We start from the raw sequence: 23,864 nt of genomic DNA on the forward strand, positions 1-23,864 counted from the left end.
CTCACTCCTTCTTTCTCGGGGCGCTCGCCGCGCGGGGGGTGCTCGGCACGAGCCGGCGGGTGATCCACAGCGGTGAGGTGACGGCGTTGCCCGTCACCACCGCGTGCGCACCCGCCTCGAAGGCCCGGCCGATCTGGTCCGTGCCGCGGTACCGCCCTTCGGCGATCACCGGCACGGGCAGCAGGGCGACGAGTCGCGCCACGAGCCCGAGGTCGGGCCCGTCAGTCGGTGGGCTGGCCGGGGTGTAGCCGGACAGCGTGGTGGCCACGGCGTCCGCGCCGGCCTCGACGGCGGCGACGCCCTCGGCCGGGGTGGAGACGTCGGCCAGGACCAGCGCGTCGGTCCGTTCGCGGAGCACGCGGACCGTGTCGGCGAAGGAGCGTCCGTCCGGTCGGGGGCGGTCGGTGGCGTCGATCGCGATGATGTCCGCACCGGCCAGCGCCACCTCGAGCGCGTGCGCCGCCGTCGGGGTGATGAAGACGCCCTCGGTGCCGTGCTTGTACAGCCCGATCACCGGAACGTCGACGGCGGCGCGTACGGCCGCGACGTCGTCCGGTCCGTTGACCCGGACCGCCACCGCGCCGCCGCGGACCACCGCGGCCGCCACCCGGGCCTGGACGTACGGGTCCCGCATCGGGTCGTCCGGCTCGTCCGGCAGCGGTTGGCAGGACACCACCAGCCCGCCGGCCAGGTCGTCGAGCACGCTCACCCGGTGCTCCTTTCGATGTCATGTTCGTCGATGGCCAGTCGGGCCGCGCCGACCACGACCGCGTCAGCGCCCAGCGTGGCGGGCAGCAGCGCAACGTCGGCCCAGCCCGCCGGCACCTCGGCCGAGTAGGCGCCCGACGCGGCGGGCAGCAGGGCGCCGGCCGCCCCGCCGGCAACCAGGACAGCGTCCGGGTCGAGCAGGGCCACCAACCCCGCCAGGGCCGCACCGAGGGCGCTGCCGGCCCGCTCCACGACCCGCCGGGCGACCTCGTCCCCGGCCGTCGCGCGGTCCGCCACCGTCCGCCCGCTGACGCGGGCGCCGGTCTCGATGCGGTACGCGGCGGCCAGTCCGCTGCCCGAGGCGATCGCCTCCAGGTGCCCGTACCGGCCGCAGCCGCAGCGCAGCCGTTCGGCCCCCGGGGCGGGCAGGTGCCCGACCTCGCCGGCGGCGCCACGGGCACCGGCCTCGACGCGGCCGTTGCGGACGACCGCGCCGCCCAACCCGGTGCCGACGGCCACCAGCAGCACATGAGCGCGGTCCCGTCCGGCGCCGGCCCAGCATTCGCCCAGCGCGGCGGCGTTCACGTCGTTGGTGACCCGCACTCCTCGACCCAGCCGGGCGGCCAACGCGTCGGCGACCGGGGTGCCGGTCCAGCCGGGCAGGCTGTCGGTGGCGTACCGGATGCCGCCGGTCGCGGGGTCGACCGTGCCGGCGGTGCCCACCCCCACCGGCCCGGCGGTCGCGCCGAGCAGGTCGGTGGCCAGCCGGGCGGCGGCGTCCAGCACGGCCTCGGGCCCGGACCGGGCCGGCGTGGGCGCCTCGCGGCGCTCCAACACCCGCCCGGCCCGGTCGACCAGCGCGGCGGCCGTCTTGGTGCCGCCGATGTCGATGCCGACAACCGGTGTCGTCATCCCTTGAGGCCGGTGTGCGCGAGACCCTCGACGAACTGCTTCTGCGCGATGACGAACACCACCAGGACGGGCAGCGCGGTCATCGACGCCGCGGCCATCTGGACGTCCCACATGGGGCCGCCGTAGGCGTCGACGAACTGGGTGAGCGCCTGGGGCAGGGTGAACTTCTCCGGAGAGGAGAGGAACACGATCGGTTCCAGGTAGAGGTTCCAGCTGTGCAGGAAGGTGAAGATGGCCACCGCGCCCAGCGCCGGCCGCGACAGCGGCAGGGCGATCCGCCAGAAGGTGGCGAACCGGCCCAGCCCGTCGACCCGGGCCGCCTCCTCCAGCTCACCGGGGAGGCTGATGAAGAACTGCCGCATGATGAACGTCGCCAGGACACTCGGCGCGCCGAAGATCGGCACCAGGATCAGCGGCCAGTGGGTGTTGACCAGGCCGAGTTTGAAGAACATCTGGAACAGCGGCACGATCGTCACCTCGCTGGGAATGAGCAGGCCCGCGAGGACGACAAGGAACAACACGTTCTGGCCGCGGAACCGGATGCGCGCGAACGCGTACCCGGCCAGCGCCGAGACGGCCATCGTGCCGACCGTGACGACCAGCGCGATGTAGAGGCTGTTCAGGTACTGCTGCCCGAACGGCTGCAACTCGAACACCCGCTGGTAGGCGTCGAACCGCGGGTTGGTCGGCAGGAGCTGCGGCGGGAAGGCGAAGATGTCCGCCACCGGCTTCAGCGACGAGGTGACCATCCACCAGGTCGGGAAGACGAACGGGATCGCCAGGACCAGCAGCACCCCGTAGAGCACCAGCTTGGTCCGCCGGGACAGGTCACGACTCATGGAAGACCCACCTCTTGCGCATCTGCCACTGCAACACGGTGAGGGCGAGCACGATGACGAACAGCAGGATCGACAGCGTGGCCCCGTAGCCGAAGTGGTGGAACTGGAAGGCCTGCTGGTACAGGTAGTAGACGAGCACCGTCGTCGACGTGCCGGGGCCACCCTGGGTGAGCACCGCGATCTGCGCGAAGACCTGCAACGACCCGACCACGGTGATGATCGAGGTCAGCAGGATCGTCGGGCTGATCAGCGGAACGGTGATCCGCCAGAACTGGCGCATCCGGCTCGCCCCGTCCACCTCCGCGGCCTCGTACAGCTCGGCCGGCACGCCCTGAAGGGCGGCCAGGAACAGCACCATGTTCAGGCCGACGTTCTTGAACACCTGCACGACGATCACGGACACCATCGCGGTGCTCTCGCCGCGCAGCCAGTTCGGCCCGTCCACGCCGATGGTGTCGAGCAGCCCGTTGATCCCGCCGTTGTCCTGGAGCAGGAAGCCCCAGACGATGGTCCACGCCACCAGCGAGACCACCACCGGGGAGAAGAACAGGGTGCGGAACACGATCGTGCCCCGCAGCCTCTGGTTGAGCAGAACGGCCAGCAGCAGGGCCAGGCCGAGGTTCAGCACCACCAGGCCGACGGAGAACAGCCCGGTGGCGCGCAGCACCGCGCCGAGGTTGGGATCATCGGCGAGAGCCGTGTAGTTGTCCGTGCCGACGAAGTCGAAGGTCCCGGCGAGCACGTTCCACTCGTGCAGGCTGTACCAGAGCACGAGGATCAGCGGCAGGATCACGAAGACGGCGCTGCCGAGCAGTTGCGGGGCGATGAACACGAAACCGGTGAGCTGGTCCCGGCGGCGGCTGGTCCAGAACGGCCGGGCCGGGCCCGGGGCGGGCCCGGCAGCAGCCGAGCCCACCCTGGTGTCCGTCTGGGTCATGATCGTTGGCCTTACTTCGCCAGCAGTGGCTGGATCTTGGCGCAGACGCCGTCGAGTACGGCCTTGACGTCCGCGGTCGGCTGCCACAGCGGGTCGAGCCCGGCGCGGACCTGCTGGCTCAGCTCGGCCTGCCCGGAGTGGCTCGGCTTGACCACGCCGCTGGTGATGCCGTCGATGACGACCTTCTGCAACTGCTCCGGCTTGAGCTGCGGGTTCGTCTTGGCGAGGGTCTCGGCGGTCAGCTGCGACTGTCGGGGCGGCGGGAAGAACTGGGCGAGCTTTGCCGAGTTCGTGGGGTTGGTGAGGAAGGCCAGGAAGTCGGCCGCCTGCTTGGCGTGCGGGCTCTTCTTCATCACCCCGACGCCGGCCTGGCCGACCACCGCGTAGTTCCCCTTCGGCCCCGCCGGCAGCGGCACCAGGTCCCACCCGAAGCCGCCGTCCTTCAGCAGCGAGGCGCGGGAGATCTGCGTGATCGTCATGGCCGAGTCACCGGCGAAGAAGTCGGCGGTCGTGCCCGGACCGGGCAGCGCCTTCTGGGTGAAGGTGGCCCGGTGCAGCGTGGTCATCGCGTCGACCATCTCGGGGCTGTTGAAGCCGCAGGCCTTGCCGTCCTGGCTCCACGCCTGGGCTCCCCACCCGGCCCAGAAGGTGGACAGGTTGTCCCAGCCCTTGTAGTCGAAATCCCGAATGACCATGCCGGCCTTGCCGGACTTCGTCGCCGTCGCCGCGGCGGTGGCCAGGGCGTTGTCCCAGGTCCACTGACCGGCCGCGATCAGCTCGGCCGGGGTCTTCTGCCCGGCCTTCTTGACCATGTCGGTGTTGACGAAGACCCCGAACGGCGAGGTGGAGAAGGGGTACGCGTACAGCTTCCCGTCGTTCTGCCACAGCTTGAGCGTGGCGGGGGAGATGTCCTCGTACTGGTAACCCTCGGCCTTCTTGAGAGCGTCGTCGAGGGGCAGCAGCGCGCCCGACGCGACGAAGTCGGGGGCGGAGTTCTCGAACACCCACGCGAGGTCGGGCGCGTTCCCGCCCGCGATCTGGGTGGTCAGGGTCGTGGTGTAGGTGTCGAACGGCAGCGGATCGAACTTGATCTCCGCCACGTCCGGGTGGCTCGTGCGGTACTCGTCGGCGATCTCGTTGAACAGCTTGAGATGCGCCTCGTTGGCCGACCAGACGGTCATCCGCAGCTTCGCCGGGCCACTGTCCTCGGCCTCGCCACCGCCGCCGCAGGCGGTCAGGGCGAGCGCGCCGGCCAGTGCCACGGCGACGCCGCGCAGGGCCTTTCCTGCTCTCACAATCTTCTCCTCACCGGGGGTGTGTGTTCAGTAGCCCGCGATCCGCGGCCAGCGCTGTTCCACGCCGGCCGCGGTGAGGCGGTCCTGGAAATCGGCCAGCAGACCGGGGGTGTTGCGGACCGCACGCGGGGACTCGCCCCGCGCCAGACAGAAGTCGGCGAGCAGGCCGGCGACCTCGCCGACGTTCCACTCGACCGGATGCAGCCGGTAGCTGCCGTTGGTGACGTGCGTGGTGCCGATGTTCTTGCCGGCCGGTAGCAGGTTCTCCATCCGCCGCGGGATCAGCGCGCCCAGCGGGATCTCGAACGGGCAGGAGCCGACGTCGATGTAGTTGTCGCCGCCCGTCGACGGGTGCAGGTCGATGCGGTACATGCCCACGCCCACCGCGTCCGGGTAGCTGACCGCGCCGTGGTCACCGCGGACCGCCAGGGACAGGTCCTGCTCGGCCACGGTGTACTCGGCCCGGATCCGGCGGGACTCGCGGATGTACGGTGCCTGGGCCAGGCCGTCCGCGCTGCCGGTCACGTCGCCGCGCAGCCGCAGCCCCGGGAAGCCGGTGCCGCCGTCCGGCCGGGGCGCCTCCGTCTGGAGCCAGTAGAGCACCGAGTACGACAGCTCGCGGGCCTTGGCCAGGTGCCACGAAGCGTTCGGCACATCGATGACCGGACCCTCGAAGTAGTCGATCATCGGCCAGTTGACCAGCGTGATGTCGCTGCCGTACGCGCCGTCGGTGAAGTTGCGCCGCGCGGCGATCCGCCGGAACGTCCACAGGTTGCCGTCACCGGGGTTGACGCGTTGGTCGGCGTTGACGCTCAGCGGGTCGTCGTCCGGGTTGGGGGTGAAGCTGCGCTCGACGATCTCCAGCGTGCGGGGGTGCGGCGACTTCCAGGACAGCAGCCGGTCACCCCAGAAGTCGGGCTTGTAGTCGCGCCAGAAGTCGTACCCCGCGGGGCGGTCGATGGTGTGGTCGCCGTCGACGTGGTCGAGGGCGAAACAGACCGACACCGCCTGCATGTTCATCGGCTGCGCCTCGGCCGGTGCGCTCGGCTCACCGGTGTCCGCCTGCGACTCGAACCCGGTGACGTACTCGGTGCCCGTCAGCGGCAGCAACTCGCCGGTCTCGGTGGCGTCCAGGACGTACGGCGCGACCACGTCGATCCGCTCGTCCCGGTCGCGGTGCGCCAGCGTCACGCCGGTCACCCGGTCCCCGTCGGTCTCCGCGGCGACCGGCCGGTACGGCTGCAGCACCCGCAGTCGTCCCGAACCGATGTACGGGGCGAGCATCTGGTCGAGGACGGCGACGGCCACCCGCGGCTCGTGGCAGAGCCGGCTCACCCAACCCGCACCGGGGTTGAGGTCCGTCCAGGCCCGGGACCGTTCGGTCAACGGGTAGTGGCGACGGTAGTAGTCGCGGATGCCGTTGCGCAGCGCCCGGTAGCTGGCGGTGGCGCCGAACTGCTCGATCCAGGAGTGTTCGTCCGGCGGGACGGCCTGGCTGGTGAGTTGCCCGCCGAGCCAGTCGAACTCCTCGGTCAGGATGACGGACCGGCCGGCCCGGACCGCGGCGAGCGCCGCGGCGACGCCGCCCAGTCCGCCCCCGACGACGAGGACGTCCGTACGCATGAGTACCACGTGCTTCCTTCCAGTTGCGCGGACGACCGTTCAGCGCTGGTCGACCGCCGGATCAGGGGTGCCGAGGGTCCTGCCCTCGACGAGTTCGCAGGCGAGAAGTCGCTGGTGGAGGCCGGCGGCGCTGCCATCGATGACGCCCGTCAGCACCTCGACCGACTGCCGGCCCATCTCCTCGCGGGGGATGCGGAATCCGGTGAACGCGATGTCGGTGGGGACCGGGGACGTCGGATCGCCGAGGGTCACGATCGACAGGTCGCCGGGCACGCTCAGGCCGCGCCGACGGGCGGCGGACTCCAGCGCGACCGCCGTGGCGAAGTCCTCCACGAAGACGACGGTGGTCCCGTCGGCCAGCAGGGTGTCGACGGTCGCGTCGGCCTCCCCGGCCGACGCCGACATCTGCCCGGCGCTCTCCGCGGTCGTCGCGGCGGCCCGGAACCCCCGGAGCCGGTCTTCGGAGGATTCCGCGGGGGCGCCCATGCTCACGTACGTCAGGCGGCGGTGACCGCGCCGCAGCGCCGCCTCGACGAGCTGGGCCACCGCCGAGGCGTAGTCGGCGCCGACGTAGGGGACCGGCCCGCCGGCGTCGTCGCGGCGCCCGACGGCGACGTACGGATATCCGTCCCGGTTGAGCCGGTGCAGCTCCGCGCCGTCGATCTCGCGCCCGAGCAGGATGCACCCGTCGGCCAGGCGTAGCCGGTTGTCGTGGTGGAAGATGCGTCGCCGGCCGTCCACCACCGGTGCGCTGGTGAGCAGCAGCAGGTCGCAGCCGACCCGCTCGGCGTACTCCTCGATACCGAGCAGGAACGGGTGGAAGAAGTCCCGGCTGCCGCTGGGGAAGGCGGGCTCGTACGTGAAGACGCCGATGATCCGGTTGAACCGCGAGGCGAGCCGGCGGGCCACGGGGTCGGCGGCGTAGCCGGTCTCGGTGATGACCCGCAGCACCCGGTCCCGGGTCTCCGGGGCGATGCGGACGTCGGCGTCGGTGCGGTTGTTGAGCACCAGCGACACGGTCGCCTGACTGACGCCGGCCATCCGCGCGATGTCACGTTGGGTGACGCGTCTGGGGGGAGCGGTCACGGCGGGTCCTTCCGGTGCGGCTAATGCGTATTAGCGCTCGTGTTGGCAAGGAGCCTCGTGGGTGAAGCGGCGTGTGTCAAGGGGTGGCCGCAAGATTTCGGCGCGGTAAAACCGCTGGAGTAATGCGCATTAGCGGTCAGGGTCCCCACCGGGCTGGCGGGTGGCCCGGCCGGATTGGCGGACACCGAGCGGCCTCTTGACAGAACCGGCGCCCGGCGAGCAACATTCGAGAAACATAGGTGCTAATACGTATTAGCTCGACGACGCCAAGGGGCATCCGTCGAGCGGTGTCCCCTGTGTTCTTACTGAGCGTCACCCCGGGCCGCTCGTGCCGCCGATCCGACCGACCGAAGAGGAAGCCGCATGACGAGACCACCCGCCCCATCGTCCCGACGCGCCGTCCTGGCGGCCGCCAGTGCCGGCCTGCTCGTCGCCGCCGTGGCCGGCGCCCAGCCGGCAGCCGCCGAACCAGGGCTGGACTTCCCCCAGTTCACCTACCAGGGCACCGCGTTCGACAAGGGCGCCCTCGCCTACAACCCGACGAACGAGTTCATCTTCCCGAGCGTCATCCGGGCCGCCGACTACTTCCCCAACCCGCTCGGCACGTACTACCTGTACTACGCGCCGCACGAGCGCCCCGGCGGCATCGCCCTCGCGTACTCCGACTCGATCAACGGTCCGTGGACCGAGTACGCCGACAACCCCCTGATCAGCAACACCTGGCTGCCGAACTACCCGACGGTCAGCCATGTCTCCTCGCCGCACGCGGTGTGGATCGAGGGCGAAGGCAAACTCTTCCTCTACTTCCACGGCGAGAACTCGATCACCCGGTACGCGACCTCCGACGACGGCATCCACTTCAGCTACGGCGGGACGGCGATCAGCCGGAACGACACGACCGGTGGCGAGACCTCGTACGCCCGGGTGTTCGAGCAGTCCGTGCCGCGCCTGGGCACCCGGTACCTGATGCTCTTCATGGACAACCCGACCGCGGCACTGCCGGGACCGACCGGGCCCGTGTCACGGCGGATCCGCTGGGCGGTCTCCAACGACGCGCGGACCTGGAGCATGCAGCCCGAACCGATCGTGACCCCGCAGGGCGTCGAAGGCCCGAACGCCTCGGGACCGTTCTTCCTGCGCTGGAACGACCACAACCTGGTGATCTACCACGCCGCCGACGGCAACATGCACGCGGTGGACGTCGGGCAGGACTTCGACCAGGAGATCCACCTCGGCGTCGTGCACGACTCGATGGCCACCGCGCCCGACCTCGGCCGCTCGGCCGCGCCGACGTTCTACTTCGACGGGCGTACCGCGCACATGTACTACGAAGCCGGCGGCCGGCTCACCGCGACCATCGGACACGCCACCGCCACCCTGGCGAACCCGTTGCCGGCGCGGCAGCTGGACTGTGTGGCGGACCGCCCGGTCCTGTGGCCGCCGAACCACAAGCTGGTCGACGTGAACGTCAACGTGGACCTGCACGACGGCGTACTCGGACCGAACGCGTTCGCCCTGACCGGCGTGAGCGGGGGTGACGCCGCGGACGTCACCGACTTCGCCATCGGCACGCCGGACACGAGTGGCAGGCTCCGGGCCGAACGAGCCGGGAACGGGGGAGACCGGGTGTACCACCTCACGTATGCCGGCCACGACGAGATCGGGCGGCCGGTCGGCTGCACCGTCACCGTCACCGTCCCACACGACCGGGGCAACTAGCGAGGGTGGTCGAGGGGCGGCCCAGTCGGAGCCGGCCGGCTCCGGTGGGTGTCGGCCGGCTCCGGTGGGTGTCGGCCGGCTCCGCGCTTCGTGCCGCCGGCTACCCGATCGGAGCCCCGGGTGCCGACGCGGGCGGCGGCAACTCGTCCAGCGGCACGGCGGGGTCGGCCAGTCGACCGAGGTCGACCGGACCGGCCCTGGTCAGTCGACCGCCGGGGGAGCCGGGTTCCGTCGGGCGTCCTTGACGAAGACGACGCCGTCGGTGCTGCTGACGTGGGCCGGATCGAGCGGGGAGTAACCGAACCAGGGGGAGACCCGGGCGGCGGGCGTCACGGTGGCGAGCGCGCTGGCCAGACGGCGGGGGTCGACGATGTACCGCTCCTGCGGGAGCGCGTACAGCAGCCCCTCGATGCTGTCCGGAGGCGGCGCGTCCACGCCATGGTCACGGATCGTGCCGAGGGCTGTGGCCAGGAAGGCGTACTCCTGGCCCAGGTGCGCGCTGACGATCGCGCCGGCGCTCCACCATTGGACCGGCAGGCCGCCCATCCGCATGCTGCTCCTGTCCCGCTGGAGGTGGCCGTTGTGGGCGTTCACCAGCGCCGGGCCCCGCTCCGCGATGGCGAGCAGGTTGCCGGCCATCATCGAATCCCGTACGGCGAGCAGCTTCGCCATGCGGCTGGGTGACGGGTCGGCCATCGCGGCGTGGTAGCGCAGCAGGCCGACGGCGGTGCGCCCGTACAGGCGTGCCCGGTGCCAGTCCTCCCGGCCGGTCGCCGCGACCAGGTGTGGTGTCTGCGCGTCGAGCAGGGCGACGAGGTCGTCGGCGAGCAGCCGCAGCTGGGCGGCCGCGGGCGTCCGCCCCACGGACTGGGACGGGTCCATCATCGCGGCGGGGTTGGTCCACCGGTCGTCGGCGCCGAGCAGGCGATCCAGCGTCTCCGCGGCGCAGGGAAGAAGGTCGGCGTCGACCCAGGCGGCGAGGTAGGCGTGGAGTGCGGCGAGGGCCTGCCGGGGGCTCGCGGCGCCGGTGATCTCCAGCGGGCCGTCGAAACCGGCGAAGCGCAGCCGCTCCGCCGGTGACCGGCCCTCGTTGTACGCGCGCATCCAGCGCACCAGCTCACGGTTGCCCGCGAAGGCGCCCCACTCGTGGCTGAAGCCGCGCTCCATGGCCTCGTCGAGGGTGCCGGTGCCCGAGGTGACGTAGCCGTCCACGACCAGGCCCATCAGGCAGTCGCTCTCGATGGCGATCGTCCGGTAGCCCTCCTGCTCGACGAGCTGCCGGAAAAGATCGTTCCGCAGTTCGAGCAGATCGCCCTCGCCGTGGGTCGGCTCACCCAGGGCGAGCAGCCGTGGCCGGGTCGGGAGCAGGCCGAGGACGTTAGGAGCGTCGACGACGTGGGCGGCGTCGGTGATACCAGCAGTCATGCCATAAACCGTATCGTTGAACCACCAATGCAAACTTACCGCTGATTTCAGCAGGGAAGTGACGCCGAACCTTCAAAGCTCCGTGGGGGCGTCGCGAATGGCGAGCGCGGCCTGGACGAGCGCGGCGTGGGTCAGCGTCTGGGGGTAGTTGCCGAGGTGTGCGCCGGTCGCGGGGTCCAGCTCTTCGGGGTAGAGGCCGAGTGGGCTGGCGTAATCGAGCATGGTCTCGAACAACTCGACCGCCTCGGTGCGGCGCCCGGTGCGGGCGAGGGCTTGAACCAGCCAGAACGAGCAGGGCAGGAACGCGCCTTCGGTGCCCGGAAAGCCGTCAGACCCCGGCGGGTAGCGGTAGAGCAGCGGGCCGCCGGCGGAGAGCTGGTCCCGAATGGCGTCGATGGTGCCCCGCACGAGGGGTGACTCGACGCTGTCCATGTTGAGCAGCGGCAGGACGAGCAGGGCCGCATCCAGGTCCTCCGAGCCGTATCTGCGCATGTAGCTGCCCGCCGTGGGGTCGAAGCCGGATGCCCGGACCTCGTTGGCGATGGCGTCTCGTGCCTTCTGCCAGCGTCGACGTTGGCGGCCCGGCAGGGCGTGCGTGTCGGCGATGCACAGCGCGCGGTCCAGCGCGAGCCAGCCCATGAGCTTGGAATGGACGTGTTGGGCAGGTTCGCGGACCTCCCAGATGCCGGCGTCGGGCTCCCGCCAGCAACGGGCCACCACGTCGGCGAAGCCGCGCACCGCCCGCCACGTCTCGCTGGAGAGCCTCTGCCCTGCCTGTGCGAACGCCCAGGTGGCGTCGATCACCCAGCCGTAACCGTCGAGCTGGTGTTGCCCGGCGGCGCCGTTGCCGATCCGTACCGGGACGCTGCCGAGGTAGCCGGGCCAGCCGGACAGGTCCCGTTCCGCCGGCACGTGGCGCCCGTGCAGGGTGAGCACCGCCGGCAGGCGTGGCCGCTCCAGCCGGCTGGCGTGCAGCAGCCACGCGAGGAAACCGTGCGCCTCGTCGGGTTTGCCCACGCTGAGGAAGGCACTGACGCCGATGCTGGCGTCCCGGGGCCAGACATAGCGGTAGTCCCAGTTCCGTATCCCGCCGGGATCCTCGGGCAACGACGTTGTAGGTGCGGCCACCGGGGCCCCCGAGGGCGAGTACGTCAGCAGCCGCAGGGTCAACAGACTTCGTACGACGTGTTCCCGGAAGGGCAGTGCGCGGTCGATCTCGGCGGTCCAGGCCCGCCAACGGTCCTCGTCCTCGGTCAGCAGGTCCCAGGCCGCAGCCGGGTCGACGTGAATCAGCGGTTCGCGGTGCGCCACGGCCAGCACGAGGATGACCGGACGGCCCGGGCTGACCCTGATCCGGGTAGGCCGACCTGGTTCGACGCTGACGGTGGGCGCACTGCCCAGCGAGACCGCGAGGGACCCCCACTCGCACACCAGGGCCTCGCGCCGATGCTGGATCCGGGGCCGACGGTGCCGTACACCGAAGCGGGGGTCGAACTCGACGACGGCGTCGACCGCCGCGTCATCGGTCGACAGACGCCGCACGATCAGTGTCGTGGGCAGCAGGCGGCCGCTGACCTCGGCCACCATCCCCTCGGTGAGGGTGAGTCGACTGTCGCCTACCGCCCACGTCGTCTCCAGAGTGGCGGTGTGCTGCCGGTAGCGCCGGTGGACGATCGTGGCGGGTCCGGCCGGGCCGACCCGGAACGTTCCCGCTTCGAGGCCCCCGACCAGCCGGCCGAAGAGCGACTCGCCGTCGAAGCGGGGCACGCAGAGCCAGTCGATCCCCCCGTCACCGGCGACGAGGGCGGCGGTGCGGGTGTCACCCAGCAGCCCGTAGTCGCTGATCGCCGCCGGCGTGTCGTGCCCACCGCTCATGGGGATCGCTTCCTCACCAGACGTCCGACGCGGCTCAATCGGCTTGCAGGAGCACCCCGAGGACCACCCCGTAGAGGACGTGGACGACAGCCACGACCGCGGGAGTCTGGATGCCGTAGTTGACGGCGAACAGGCCCGGCGGCTCCAGCACTGCCGTGCTGGCCGGGCCCGCCCGCTGGGAGGCCATGCGCGGGTGGACACCCGGAAGCAGGGGCAGGAGCACCGTCAGCGCGATCCCGACGTGGATGGTCCCCAGCAGCGCCCCGATCCACCAGGTGGCGCGGTGCAGCAGCGCGAACGTGGCCGCGTAGCCGAGGGCGAAGCCCTGACCGGCGCAGAGATGGATGAGGAACCCGACGACCCGGGCCCGGTCGGGATCCTCGGTGACGAGGGTCCCGAGTACCAGGGGAAAGTCGAGGCGGGTGAGGCCGGCCAGTTGAGCGGTGATGAGCACCGCGGTCAGCACCGCGGTGGCGACCAACCCGAACAACGCCCATCCGGCCCAGTCCATCTCAACGGTGGATCCGAGCCGTCGGCACGCGGCACCGCGACGTTCTCTCGGTCATCGGTCCGTCCTTCGGCTGGCCAACGGGAAAGGTCTGAGATCCTGATCTGGATGCCGGCGTCGTACCAACATCGGACAGTGGCCGCGCCGACTTTTCACCATAGGTCACCGGGCTGGGCCGTATCGCCTGCTCAACGAGATGCAACCGGCCGCGTGGCGTCCGCGATCTCACCGGCTTGTCGATGCGGGCCCCGGCGCACGGTCGCCGAGCCGGGCGCGCAACGCGTCCGCGTTCAGGTTCGGCCGGCCGCCGGGATGTCCGACGGTCGCCCCGGCCGCGGCGACGGCGTATCGGGCGGCGGCCGGAGGCGGGTCGCCGCGCAGGAGCGCCGCCGTCAGAGCGGCGACCAGGGCATCGCCGGCTCCCGTGGTGTCCACCACCGTCTGATCGGTCAGGGGGACGAGCAGATGTCCGTCGCCCCACCGCTGGTTGCGCCAGACGAAGAGGTTCCCGGCGTCCACGCCGAAGGCGAGCAGCCCCGGCCCGGCCGCCAGGATGTCACCGGCCGCGGTCAGCACCCGGTCGATGTCGTCGGTGGGCGCCGCGGTCCACAAGCGTGTTTCGTGGGCGTCGGCGCGGACGACGTCCGCCGCGGCGAGCAACGCCGGACGGTCGCTCTCGCTGGCCGGCGCACCGTCCAGAACCACGAGCCGACCAGCGTCGTGGGCCAGGCGCGCGGCGGCGAGGGCCGTCGCGGGTGGCTGCTGCAACTGCACGAGTACGACGTCCGCGGCGCGGAGCAGCTCGGCGGAGGCGTCGACGTCGGCGACGGTGAGCAGCACCTCGGTGGGCAGGTGTTGCAGGTACCGCCACCGCCCGTCCCCGTCGAGCGCCTCCACGATCAGCCCGGTGGGGGTGTCCCGGCGGCGGGCCACCTGTGTGACGTCCACCCCGTCCCGGCTGGCCTGCGCGAGCAGGCTGTCGCCGACGTCGTCATCGCCGGCCGCGGCGACCAGCGCCACCGTCACGCCGAGCTGAGCGAGCGCCACCGCCTGGTTGGCGCCCTTGCCGCCCAGCATCTCGCGCCGCCCCCGGACGTCGGCCGCGTGACCGACCTCCGGCCACTGGTCGACCTGAAGGACCAGGTCGCGGGCCAGCTGGCCGATCACCACCGCGCGGGGCATGCTCATGTCGCTGGGTTACCCCGTAACGGCCCTGACTACCGATCCGGCGAGACGAGTGGGCCGACGGGACGTTGGCCACGTCGCGGAGCCGTGCCCGGGGCGTCACGGTTTCACGGTCCGAGGTGGACCGGCCCAACGGCTCCAAAGTCTGCCTAGGGTTCCTGCATCCGGGATCTGAGCACGTCGAATTCGCACCCGGGCGCGTCCGGATCGAAGCCGTGCTCGATCAGCCAGTGCGACGCCACCAGGCTGCGCAGCGACCACCAGGCGCGGATCACGTCCCGGTCCGCGCCGGCGCCGTAGCCGGCAAGCAGGTCGTCCAGGCGTTCCTCGTGCCCGAGCGTCAAGGTGGCGAGGTCGAACATGGCGTCGCCGGGGGCGGCCTCGGACCAGTCGATGACGCCGGTGACCTTGTCGCCGTCGACGAACACGTGGGTGATCTGCAGGTCGCCGTGGATGAACACCGGTTTCCACGGCCGGAGCGCGGCCTCGGCGATCTCCCGGTTCCGCCGGATCACCTCGGCGGGCAGAACGGCGTGGGCGAGCAGCCACGCGCACTCGCTGTCGAGCTCCGCTGCTACGTCGTCGAGGCTGGGCCCCGGCCACGGCGGCAACGGCGCGTCGTGCAGCCTCCGTATGGCGGCACCCGCCGCAGCCCACGCCGCCGGCGACGCGGCCGACGGTTCGCCGAGGAGGCCGAGCGCCCTGCCGGGCACGGCGGCGATCGCGAGCACGGGCGGCTCGCGCCAGAGGATCGCCGGGGTCGGTATCGGCGCCATGGCCATCGCCCGCACCTCGACGTCGGCGTGCGCCGGGTCGCCGTCGACCTTCAGGAACACGTCGCCGACGCGCAGCGTCGCGCGCTGGCTGTGGGCGACGACGACTTCCACCTCCTCCATACCGGCCATCCTGGCGGGGACGGCCGCCGATGTCGTCGGATTTTGCGGCCGGCGGGCAGCGCACTCTCTCGGTGGTGGCGGCGGTGTCGATGCTGGCGTATTCCGTGCTGCCGTATGCGGCCTAGTCGACGGACGAGATGCGGAAATCGGAACCGGTGGCGTCGACACTCCACCGCCGGCCGGCCACCGGCACGCCGTGCAGGCCGACCCGTCCGAGTTCGACGGGGACGTGGGCGTCGGCCAGGAGGTGGTCCTCGCCCGGTTCGAGGCCGAGCATGGTGCGCAGGAACAGCAACGGTGCCCCGCTGGCCCAGGCCTGCGGGTTGCAGGCGGTGGGGTACGGCACGGGCTGACGACCGAAGGACCGGTCGTAGCCGGAGAACGCCTCGGGCAGCCGGTGGTCGGAGTGCTGCGAGGCCTCCAGCATCGCCATCGCGATCCGGTTCGCTTCCTCCCGGTAGCCGTAACGGGCCAGCCCCGCCGCGATGATGGAGTTGTCGTGCGGCCAGACCGTGCCGACGTGATAGCCGATCGGGTTGTAGCCGACGTCGAGAGTCGACAGGGTGCGGACGCCCCATCCCGAGAACATCTCCGGAGACATGAGGTGTCGCGCGAGCTGACCGGCGCGATCGTCGGGGACGATGCCGCTCCACAGCAGGTGACCCATGTTGGAGGTCATCGAGTCGATGGGCCGCTTGTCGCCGTCCAGGCCGATGGCGTAGTAGCCGCCCCGCTCGGGGATCCAGTAGTCCCGGTTGAACCTCTCGCGCAGCTGCGCGGCCTCGGCGCGGAGGCGCCGGGCCAGCGCCGGGTCGTCCCACGGCCCGTCGGCGAGTTCCGCCACGCGCAGTTTCGCGTCGTAGGTGTAGCCCTGCGTCTCGCAGGTCGCGATCGGCAGAACCGGAATCGTCCCGTCGGCGTACTGCACACCGTCGGGTGAGTCCCGCCAGCACTGGTTGCCCAGGCCCTGGGTGGAGCGGGTGGCGTACTCGACGTAGCCGTCGCCGTCGCGGTCGCCGTGGTGGTCGATCCACCGCAGCGCGGCCTCGGCGTTGCCGCGCAACCGGCGCACCAGCGTGGCGTCCCGCGTCCAGCGCCAGTACTCGGACAGCAGGATCAGCCAGAGCGCCGTGGTGTCGGCGCCGCCGTAGTAGGGACGGTAGGGCTTGATACCGAGCCGGCTGAGCTCACCCGAGCGGTACTCGTGGAAGATCTTGCCCGGCTCCTGGTCGGTGAAGTCGTCGAACACGGTGGCCTGATGCCGGGCCAGCACGATCAGCGCTCCCCGGGCAACCTCCGAGCCGCAGGTCATGGTCTGGTAGGCGGTGATCAGCGTGTCGCGGCCGAAGGCGGTCAGGAACCACGGCAGACCCGCGGACAGGAGGACAACGGGTTCGCCGGCGATGGTCTTCTCGAGCCGCATGGACACCAGATCGATCGCCGACCGGTGGTAGACGTCGCGCAGCAGATCCGTCTCCGCGTGCAGACGCGGCTTCTCCGTGCCCCATCGCGTCGACGGGTCCTCCGGCCCATGATCGAAGGCCTCGCCGAACCCGCGTACCACGGGTCGGCGGTCCTCACCGCCGCACCGCAGCGGCACACTCAACTCACAGCCCCACTGCTGTCCCCGTTCGAGGCGCAGGTTCCACACCAGGGCATCGCCCTCGATCAGGTCGGCCGGTGGGTCGGCCTCGACGCTCACCGAGGCGGCGTAGCTGCCGTTGCGGTAGTGGAATCCGAGTGCCGAGCCGTCCGGCCCGTCCTGGCGGATGATGTCCGGGGTGCGGTCACGACCGGACCCCTTGATCTCGAACAGGTCGGCGAAGTCGGTCCCGACGGCCAGGCGCAGTTGGATCGAGGTCGGCTCGGTGCCGAAGTAGCGCAGTTCGACGCGCTCGTAGAGGCCGTCGCCCACGAAGCGCTGCCGGCGCACGCCGACCCGATTCGCGGGCAGGTGGGGCAGGTCGCCGTTCGCCAGGAAGAACGCCGCCGAGTAGGCGTCGACGGTCCCGGAGGAGAGCACCAGCAGTGGGGCGTCGTCGATCGTCAGCACCCACTGGTTGAGGAACCGGGTGTCGTCATGGACGAGACCGCCGATCGAGCCCTTCGGCACGTTCCCCGCGGCGTCGGAGAACATGAACGTCCGGCCTTCCAGCACACCGACCGCGTCGGGCCCCAACTCGGGAGGCAGGTCTCGAGAGGCGCCGCTGGACACCCCGTGTCTCACGGACATGTCCGGCCGGGGATCCGCAGGCGTCGGCCGCCGTGATGTCGCGGTCACCCACACCTCCTCAGGTTGTCGATGCGTGCCGGCCGCGGCCGCTGCCCGCCGAGACCGCCGCCTGATGTCAGCGCACCGGGTTCCCGGTCACACGCAACTCATCCCGCCGCGTTCGCCGCGACTGGCGGTTGCGCGAATCCGGGTGTCGAACGCCGCGATGGGCGGTACGGAGCCGACTGGCCGGTTCGGCCGGGATCGCGGCGACAACCGGCCAGTCGGTCCGCTCCTGCGAGACTCAGCCGCGCCTCGGCGACGGCGGCCGGCTACGGATCATCCGGCCCGCTCAGCTGTCCTGCGTGACCAGCGCGGCGTAGCGCGCGAGGTACAGCGGCCACCCTTCGTCGTGGGAGACGCCGTCGCTGACGGCCTGCCACCCGGGGCCGTGCCGGTCGATGTGGCGGTGCTCAAGTTCGACCCTGGTGCGCTGCGGGGTCTCGGCGACGAACCGGACCTCGACCTCGCTGGTGTTGTCCGGCTCGGTCTCGACCTGCCACTGCGGGCTGATGTCCCAGCTGAACACGACCCGGTTCGGCGGTTCGTAGGCGAGCACGCGCGCCCAGCGGCATTCGCTGCCGTCGGCGGCCCGGTCGTAGATGTGACCGCCGACCTTCGGTTCGAACACGGTCTCGGCGATCGGTGCGCCGAGCAGATTGTGCTCGGGCGGCTTGAAGTCGCCGAACCGCTCGGTGAACACGGCGAAGGCTCGCGCGATCGACGCCTCGACGACGATCTGTCGGATCACCACGTCGGTTGCCTGGGTCATTGCTCCTCCTCGGTCGGTTCTTCGACGACGTCCTGATAGCTGTCCAGTGCCCGGTTCCAGAACGTCTCCAGCTGATCTCGCAGCGCGGCCACGCCCGCCGGATTGAGCCGATAGACCCGCCGCGCGCCCGCCGCGCGGTCGGTGACCAGCCCGGCGTCCTTGAGCACCTTCAGATGCTGGGACACCGCCGGTCGGCTGATCGGCAACTCGTCGGCGAGCTCGCCGACGGCCCGGGGCCGTTCGGCCAGGCACGCGACGATGGCGCGCCTGGTGGGGTCTCCCAGCGCGTCCCAACCATCACCAGCTCGGTAAGTAGCCACGAACGGTAAGCTACGACTTACCAATGCACGAGTCAAGGCGCAGAGCGGGCAGAACCCGGGCTGGTGCCGCCGCTGCCCGCCCGCGAAGGGGATGGCACGGCCATCGGCAACCGGCGATCATGCCTCCATGAATCCTGCCCCGGGCGCCGTCTCCGTCGATCCGCTCCGGCCCCGTCGAATCTGGTACGCCGTCGCGGCGCTGATCGCCGCCGGCGGTGTGCTCGCCGCCGTCGCGGTGCTGTTCCTGGTTCCGTTCGGAGGTGACCTCGGACAGCGGGTCACGTCCGGGCAACCGGTCACGATGCACCTTCCCGAGGGCGGAAAGATGGTGTGGGCCAAGGTCAGCGGCCCGGACGCACCAGGTGTGGACTGCGCACCCTCGCGGGCGGAGGACCAGGGGCTTGGGGAGTGGCACGCGGTGTCGGCGCGCCTCGACGATCTCTCTCTGGAGGCGGACGGCGAACGCTGGCGCGCGGTGCTGACGATTGCCGCCAGGCCGACCGGCACGTACACGGTGACCTGCACGGCTTCGAGCGGGCAGGGGACCGCGTCGCTGTCGATCGGTGATCCTCCCCGTTTCCACGACCCGCGTTCGAAGGCACTGGCGGGGCTGGCCGCCTCCGTCCTGGCACCCCTCGGCGTGCTGGTCGGCGCCGGGTTGGCGGGTGTCGTCGCGGTCCGGCGCCGGCGGCGGTGATCCGTCATCGACGGCTGGTCACGCTCGCGCTGCCCCCAGTCGGCCCGTGACATGATTGCGCTCATGGGGAAGCAGCAGGACGTCGGCGGGCCCGACCGTCAGAGCGGGTCAGGCACCACCAACCACCCTGCGGGCGAGGTCGGCGCGGACGCACGGCTCGCCCTCGCGCAGGACCCCGCAACGTCACAGATGACCCTCATCGACCTGGCGTCCGACCCGTCGACGGTGGTTCGTAAGGCGGTCGCGTCCCGCACCGACGCACCCGCGCAGGCGTTGCGAACGCTGACCCGGGACCCGGATCGTCAGGTCCGGGAGGCCGTGGCGAGAAACTCCTCGACCTCGGTCGGCAATCTCCTGCGGCTCGTCAAGGACGCCGACCGGTGGGTCCGCTGGGCGGTCGCCGGCAACCCGGCCTGTGACGAGTCGGTTCGCCAGGTGATGGCGGCGGCGCCCGACAAGGAGCTTCGCGGCCTGCTCGCGGAGACGCAGGGGCTGGAGCCGGAGCTGGCCGCCAGGCTGATCAACGACGTCTCACCCGAGGTACGGGAACGACTCGCCACCGCCACCCACGACCCGGACGTGATCACCGCCCTGATGGCCGATCGCACCGCGCGCGTACGCAAGGGGGTTGCCCGCAATCCGCGGACCACCGCGGCGCAGCGCAGCGTCCTCGCCCAGGATCCCGTGGTCGACGTCCGCGCCGCGCTCGTTCGGGCGGTCGAGCTGGACGAGGCGGATCTGGAGCGCCTGGTCGACGACCGTTCGGCGCAGGTCCGACTGGCGATGGCGAAATCCGAGATCGTCCCGTCGCGGATCCGGGAGGCCCTCGGGCGTGACCCCGACGACACGGTGGCCAGCGCGGCGCGCAGTTTCCGGCCGGGAGCCGGCAACTCCTCGGTGGTACGGGCTCCCCGCGTCGGTCATCGGCGCTCCGGGGCCGGCCCGGGTCGACCGGGCGGCGCCACGCGCTGAGGAGCCGGCGACAAAGGCAGCCACCCGCACGGGTGACTCCCGGACACGGCCCGCCTCGGCCATGACCAGGACTGTTAACCTCCGGGATTCCATCTCGGGGGAGGTAACACGATGGATGGTCCGACGACATCGCCGACCGAGGATCTCGGGCAGCTGCCACCGGCGCCGCCAGCCCGGCGTCGTTCGCCGTGGGTGCTGGGTGGCCTGCTGGTCCTGCTGCTGCTCATCGGCGGCGGGCTGTACGCCGTCGCGCCGCTGCGCAACCCGCTGCCGGCCCCGACGGTCGAGCTGACCCTGCCGGCGTCGATGACCATCCCCGGCGCGGCGCCGCGACTGCCCTGGCCGCGTTCGGGTCAGGCGATGATCTCGGTGGACGGGCTGGGGACGCTCGGCGCCTTCGGCGGGTCGGAGCCCGTGCCGATCGCGAGCGTGACGAAGGTGATGACGGCCTACGTCATCCTCACCGAGCACCCGCTGGACGTCGGCGAGCAGGGGCCGGAGCTGACGGTCAGCGCCGAGCAGGCGGCCGCGTACCCGGCGGAGCAGGCACGCGGCGAGTCGCTCGTCGAGGTGCGGGCCGGCGAGGTGATCACCGAACGGCAGGCGTTGCAGGCGGTGCTCCTGCCCTCGGCGAACAACATGGCGCGCATCCTCGCGGCCTGGGACTCCGGCAGCGTCGCCGCCTTCGTCGAGAAGATGAACGCTGTCGCGGACGACCTCGGCATGTCCGACACCCACTACACGGACCCGTCCGGACTCGACCCCGACACCATGAGCACGGCGCGCGACCAGGTGATTCTGGCGAGCAGGGCGATGGCACTGCCGGCATTCGCCGAGATCGTCAAGCAGAAGCAGGCGACCATACCGGTGGCCGGCACGGTGCAGAACTACAACGAGCTGGTCGGCCGCGACGGGGTGGTGGGAATCAAGACCGGCTCCACCGACGAGGCCGGCGGCTGTCTCGTCTTCGCGGCGGTGGTCACCGTGGGCGGCCGCACGGTCAGCATCGTCGGCGCCGTCCTGGGCCAGCCCGGCGCGAACACCCCGGTCCAGCTGGATCGGGTCTTCGCGGCGACCCGGTCGTTGCTGCGCTCGACAGCGGCCGCGCTCAGGGTCCACACGCTCGTCGAGCCCGGCGAGCAGGTTGCCACCGTGCGCGGCCCGCTCGACTCCGGAAGCACCATCAACGCCGCCGGGAAGATCGAGGTCGTCGGCTGGCCGGGCCTGCCGGTACGGCTCGACGCGCAGATCCCCGCGCTGTCGTCGCGGATCGCCGCCGGCGCGGAACACGGCCAGCTCACCGCCACGGTTGGTGACGGCGAGCCGGTCGCCACGGCGCTACGCACCGGGGCGGCGATGGAACCGCCGAGCACCTGGGAACGCATCCGCCACCACCGCTGATCGTGGTGCCGCGGTCGTGCGGGCGCGCCGGCTGTCTTGACCGCCAACGTGCTGCTTTACTATGCCACTAGTAAAGCAGTAAGGGGCTACCGTGTTCGTCTTCCGGCTCGACACCCACTCCGGCGTGCCGCCGTACCTGCAACTCGTCCAGCAGGTCCGCCAGGCAGTGCTGCTGGGCTTCCTCCAACCCGGCGACCGCCTCCCGCTCATCCGCGAGGTGGTCGAGGACCTGGCGATCAATCCGAACACCGTCGCCAAGGCGTACCGGCAGATGGAGCAGGAGAACCTGGTCACCGGCCGGCCCGGTCAGGGCACGTTCGTCAATGAACAGCAGTCGGCCGCGATGTCGGCATCGACGTACACGTCGCTGGGCCGCGGCCTGGCGACCTGGCTGCGCCGCGCCTACGCCGCCGGCCTCGACGAGCAGGCGGTCAACGCGCTTTTTGCTTCCGTCCACCAGCAGACCAGGAATGAGGACGTGGCGTGACAGAGACCGAGTTCGCGCTGCGCACCGACGGTGTGGGCAAGCGATACCGGAAGGGCTGGGCGCTGCGCGACTGCACCCTGGCCCTGCCTGCGGGCGGCGTGATCGCCCTGGTCGGACCGAACGGCGCGGGCAAGACCACGCTGCTGCGCCTGGTCGTCGGGTTGCTGGCACCGAGCACCGGCACCGTGGAGGTCCTCGGCCACGGCGTCACGGTCAGCACCCCGCACACTCTGTCCCGGGTCGGGTTCCTGGCCCAGGACCACCCGCTGTACAAGCGCTTCACCGTCGCCGAGATGCTCCGCTTCGGCCGGGCCTGCAACCTGCGGTTCGACCAGGGGCTGGCCGAACGCCGGCTGGCGAAGCTGGGCATCCCACTCGACCGCAGAACCGGTACGCTCTCCGGCGGGCAGCAGGCCCAGGTCGCGTTGGCCCTGGCCCTGGCGAAGCGACCGGACCTGCTCGTCCTCGACGAGCCGGTGGCCAGCCTCGATCCGCTGGCCCGGCACGAGTTCCTCCAGGTCCTCATGGGCGCGGTCGCCGAAGGCGGGGTGACCGTCCTGTTCTCCTCCCACCTCGTGCACGAGCTGGAGCGCGTCTGCGACCACCTGATCGTGCTCAACCACGGCCGGGTCACGCTCACCGGTGACATCGACACCCTCCTCGCCGAGCACCGGCTGCTCGTCGGCCCTCGCACGGCCACCGACCTCGACCGGGCCGGCACTGTCGTGGAGGCCGTCCACAGCGACCGGCACACGACCCTGCTGGTACGCGACGGCGGGATCCCCGCCGCGCCCGGGTGGCAGCCCCAGCCGGTCGCGCTGGAGGACCTGGTGCTGGCGTACCTGCGCCGGCCGTCCGAGCCGAGCGCCGCGGCCCCTTCGGCGGTGGCGGCATGACCTGGTTGATCTGGCGCCAGCACCGGACCGAGGTCTGCGTCCTGGGTCTGCTTGTCGGCATGTTCGGCATCGCCCTGCTCGTGCTCGGGACGCAGGCCCACGACCTGTTCCCCGGCGGTCCCACCCGGTGTGCGGGAGAGGCCGGCATCAACGAGGGCTGCGCGGCCTCCTTCCGCCGGCTCGACGAGGAGTACGGGTACGTCGAGAACCTCCTGGCGGCCTTCTATCTGGTCCCCGTCGTCATCGGTGCGTTCCTCGGTGCGCCGCTGCTCGCGCGTGAACTGGAGGGCGGCACCTGGCAGCTCGCCTGGACGCAGGCCGTGCCGCGGATGCGCTGGCTGGCCGCCAAGCTCGCGGCACTCGCCGGCGTCACCGTCACGCTCACCGCGCTGTTCACCGCGGTGCTCACCTGGTTCCGTCAGCCATTCGACGCGTGGGAAGGGCGGTTCCAGTACGACGCCTTCGACCTGGAGGGACTTGTTCCGGTGGCGTACGCGCTGTTCGCGTTCGGCGTCGCCACCGCCGCCGGGGCGATCCTGCGGCGCAGCCTGCCCGCGTTCGGTGTCGCGTTCGGGGCGTTCCTCGCCGCCCGGATGTCGGTGGCGCTGTTGGCCCGTCCCGCGTACGCCACACCGCTCACCGCCATGGAGCCGGTCCCCGTCGGCGGCTCGAAGGACCAGGCGGGGCACCGGCCCGTGGCCGGCTTCGCCGACTGGACGATCGAGCACGGCTACGCAGACGCCACCGGGCGCAGGCTGAGCTCGACCGAGTACCACGAGCTGGAGGGCGCCGCCAACCGGGCCGGCACCAACCTCAACCAGTTCCTGCACGCGCGGGGCATCCAGCAGTTCGGGGTCTACCACCCGGCCGACCGGTTCTGGACGTTCCAGCTCATCGAGGCGGCCCTGTTCGTCGCCGTCGCGGCGATCCTGATCGGTGTGGTGGTATGGCGGGTACGGCGCCGTGTGATCTAGTGCCCGATCACCTGGCCCACAACACTGGGACCCGGCGGGTCCCGATCGGTTGACCTCAACCAGAG

Annotated in this window: 22 protein-coding genes; 7 read left to right on the plus strand and 15 right to left on the minus strand. The window is 71.3% G+C overall.

Annotated features, from left to right (window positions below):
- Window position 1: 1 nt before the first annotated feature.
- The 7 genes from EAD89_RS11835 to EAD89_RS11865 are packed head-to-tail and all read right to left on the minus strand — an operon-like array spanning window position 2 to window position 7,400.
- Window positions 2–709 carry an N-acetylmannosamine-6-phosphate 2-epimerase gene (locus EAD89_RS11835; RefSeq protein WP_121675719.1) on the minus strand — a complete coding sequence of 236 codons (708 nt, stop codon included), beginning with the start codon at window positions 707–709 and terminating at the stop codon, window positions 2–4.
- Window positions 706–1,620: an ROK family protein gene (locus EAD89_RS11840; RefSeq protein WP_121675720.1), complete on the minus strand. Its 915-nt coding sequence runs from the start codon at window positions 1,618–1,620 to the stop codon at window positions 706–708. The genes EAD89_RS11835 and EAD89_RS11840 overlap by 4 nt, the downstream gene beginning before the upstream one ends.
- Window positions 1,617–2,459 (minus strand): carbohydrate ABC transporter permease, encoded by an 843-nt coding sequence (locus EAD89_RS11845; RefSeq protein WP_121655108.1) that lies wholly within the window; start codon window positions 2,457–2,459, stop codon window positions 1,617–1,619. The genes EAD89_RS11840 and EAD89_RS11845 overlap by 4 nt, the downstream gene beginning before the upstream one ends.
- Window positions 2,449–3,396 carry a carbohydrate ABC transporter permease gene (locus tag EAD89_RS11850; RefSeq protein ID WP_121675721.1) on the minus strand — a complete coding sequence of 316 codons (948 nt, stop codon included), beginning with the start codon at window positions 3,394–3,396 and terminating at the stop codon, window positions 2,449–2,451. The genes EAD89_RS11845 and EAD89_RS11850 overlap by 11 nt, the downstream gene beginning before the upstream one ends.
- An 11-nt stretch (window positions 3,397–3,407) precedes the next feature.
- Complete coding sequence (locus EAD89_RS11855) at window positions 3,408–4,691, minus strand: ABC transporter substrate-binding protein (protein ID WP_121675722.1); 1,284 nt, start codon at window positions 4,689–4,691, stop codon at window positions 3,408–3,410.
- Between the two features lie 27 nt (window positions 4,692–4,718).
- Window positions 4,719–6,314: an FAD-dependent oxidoreductase gene (locus EAD89_RS11860; protein WP_121675723.1), complete on the minus strand. Its 1,596-nt coding sequence runs from the start codon at window positions 6,312–6,314 to the stop codon at window positions 4,719–4,721.
- 39 nt (window positions 6,315–6,353) lie between these two features.
- A complete protein-coding gene (locus EAD89_RS11865) occupies window positions 6,354–7,400 on the minus strand; it encodes a LacI family DNA-binding transcriptional regulator (protein ID WP_121675724.1) in 1,047 nt (348 codons plus the stop codon).
- A 363-nt stretch (window positions 7,401–7,763) separates the two neighbouring features.
- Between EAD89_RS11865 and EAD89_RS11870 the strand changes: the two genes are divergently transcribed.
- Window positions 7,764–9,119, plus strand: coding sequence for a hypothetical protein (locus EAD89_RS11870; protein WP_199733485.1), 1,356 nt, complete (start codon window positions 7,764–7,766; stop codon window positions 9,117–9,119).
- Window positions 9,120–9,320: 201 nt separating this feature from the next.
- Here the strand turns inward: EAD89_RS11870 and EAD89_RS11875 are convergent, their stop codons facing one another.
- From EAD89_RS11875 to EAD89_RS11910, 8 genes are all read right to left on the minus strand, one after another.
- On the minus strand, window positions 9,321–10,544 hold the full coding sequence (locus EAD89_RS11875; protein WP_121675725.1) for an erythromycin esterase family protein: 1,224 nt from the start codon (window positions 10,542–10,544) through the stop codon (window positions 9,321–9,323).
- A 72-nt stretch (window positions 10,545–10,616) separates the two neighbouring features.
- The gene (locus EAD89_RS11880; RefSeq protein WP_121675726.1) at window positions 10,617–12,419 is read right to left on the minus strand and encodes a glycoside hydrolase family 15 protein; all 1,803 of its coding nucleotides are present in this window, start codon (window positions 12,417–12,419) and stop codon (window positions 10,617–10,619) included.
- 34 nt (window positions 12,420–12,453) lie between these two features.
- Window positions 12,454–12,930 carry a hypothetical protein gene (locus EAD89_RS11885; protein WP_121675727.1) on the minus strand — a complete coding sequence of 159 codons (477 nt, stop codon included), beginning with the start codon at window positions 12,928–12,930 and terminating at the stop codon, window positions 12,454–12,456.
- Window positions 12,931–13,152: 222 nt separating this feature from the next.
- On the minus strand, window positions 13,153–14,115 hold the full coding sequence (locus tag EAD89_RS11890; RefSeq protein ID WP_121675728.1) for a PfkB family carbohydrate kinase: 963 nt from the start codon (window positions 14,113–14,115) through the stop codon (window positions 13,153–13,155).
- Window positions 14,116–14,261: 146 nt separating this feature from the next.
- Window positions 14,262–15,008: a phosphotransferase family protein gene (locus EAD89_RS11895; RefSeq protein ID WP_121675729.1), complete on the minus strand. Its 747-nt coding sequence runs from the start codon at window positions 15,006–15,008 to the stop codon at window positions 14,262–14,264.
- Between the two features lie 121 nt (window positions 15,009–15,129).
- On the minus strand, window positions 15,130–17,241 hold the full coding sequence (locus EAD89_RS11900; protein ID WP_121675730.1) for a glycogen debranching N-terminal domain-containing protein: 2,112 nt from the start codon (window positions 17,239–17,241) through the stop codon (window positions 15,130–15,132).
- 331 nt (window positions 17,242–17,572) lie between these two features.
- Window positions 17,573–18,052, minus strand: a complete 480-nt coding sequence (locus EAD89_RS11905; RefSeq protein WP_121655097.1) for an SRPBCC family protein — start codon at window positions 18,050–18,052, stop codon at window positions 17,573–17,575.
- Window positions 18,049–18,372 carry a helix-turn-helix transcriptional regulator gene (locus EAD89_RS11910; RefSeq protein WP_199723445.1) on the minus strand — a complete coding sequence of 108 codons (324 nt, stop codon included), beginning with the start codon at window positions 18,370–18,372 and terminating at the stop codon, window positions 18,049–18,051. Before EAD89_RS11910 ends, EAD89_RS11905 begins: the two co-directional genes overlap by 4 nt.
- A 127-nt stretch (window positions 18,373–18,499) precedes the next feature.
- Here EAD89_RS11910 and EAD89_RS11915 point away from each other — a divergent pair, with 127 nt between their 5' ends.
- The 6 genes from EAD89_RS11915 to EAD89_RS11940 all read left to right on the plus strand — a co-directional run bounded on the left by EAD89_RS11915 (window position 18,500) and on the right by EAD89_RS11940 (window position 23,799).
- Window positions 18,500–19,069 carry a hypothetical protein gene (locus EAD89_RS11915; RefSeq protein ID WP_121675731.1) on the plus strand — a complete coding sequence of 190 codons (570 nt, stop codon included), beginning with the start codon at window positions 18,500–18,502 and terminating at the stop codon, window positions 19,067–19,069.
- A 63-nt stretch (window positions 19,070–19,132) separates the two neighbouring features.
- Complete coding sequence (locus EAD89_RS11920; RefSeq protein WP_158610734.1) at window positions 19,133–20,041, plus strand: hypothetical protein; 909 nt, start codon at window positions 19,133–19,135, stop codon at window positions 20,039–20,041.
- A 111-nt stretch (window positions 20,042–20,152) separates the two neighbouring features.
- Entirely contained in the window at window positions 20,153–21,442 is a 1,290-nt protein-coding gene (locus EAD89_RS11925) for a D-alanyl-D-alanine carboxypeptidase family protein (RefSeq protein ID WP_121675733.1), read from the plus strand.
- 91 nt (window positions 21,443–21,533) lie between these two features.
- The gene (locus tag EAD89_RS11930; protein ID WP_121675734.1) at window positions 21,534–21,929 is read left to right on the plus strand and encodes a GntR family transcriptional regulator; all 396 of its coding nucleotides are present in this window, start codon (window positions 21,534–21,536) and stop codon (window positions 21,927–21,929) included.
- A complete protein-coding gene (locus EAD89_RS11935; protein WP_121675735.1) occupies window positions 21,926–22,825 on the plus strand; it encodes an ABC transporter ATP-binding protein in 900 nt (299 codons plus the stop codon). Before EAD89_RS11930 ends, EAD89_RS11935 begins: the two co-directional genes overlap by 4 nt.
- Entirely contained in the window at window positions 22,822–23,799 is a 978-nt protein-coding gene (locus EAD89_RS11940) for an ABC transporter permease subunit (RefSeq protein WP_121675736.1), read from the plus strand. Before EAD89_RS11935 ends, EAD89_RS11940 begins: the two co-directional genes overlap by 4 nt.
- Window positions 23,800–23,864: the final 65 nt, after the last annotated feature.

The organism is Micromonospora sp. BL4 (assembly GCF_003667505.1).
Classification (GTDB): Bacteria; Actinomycetota; Actinomycetes; order Mycobacteriales; family Micromonosporaceae; genus Micromonospora.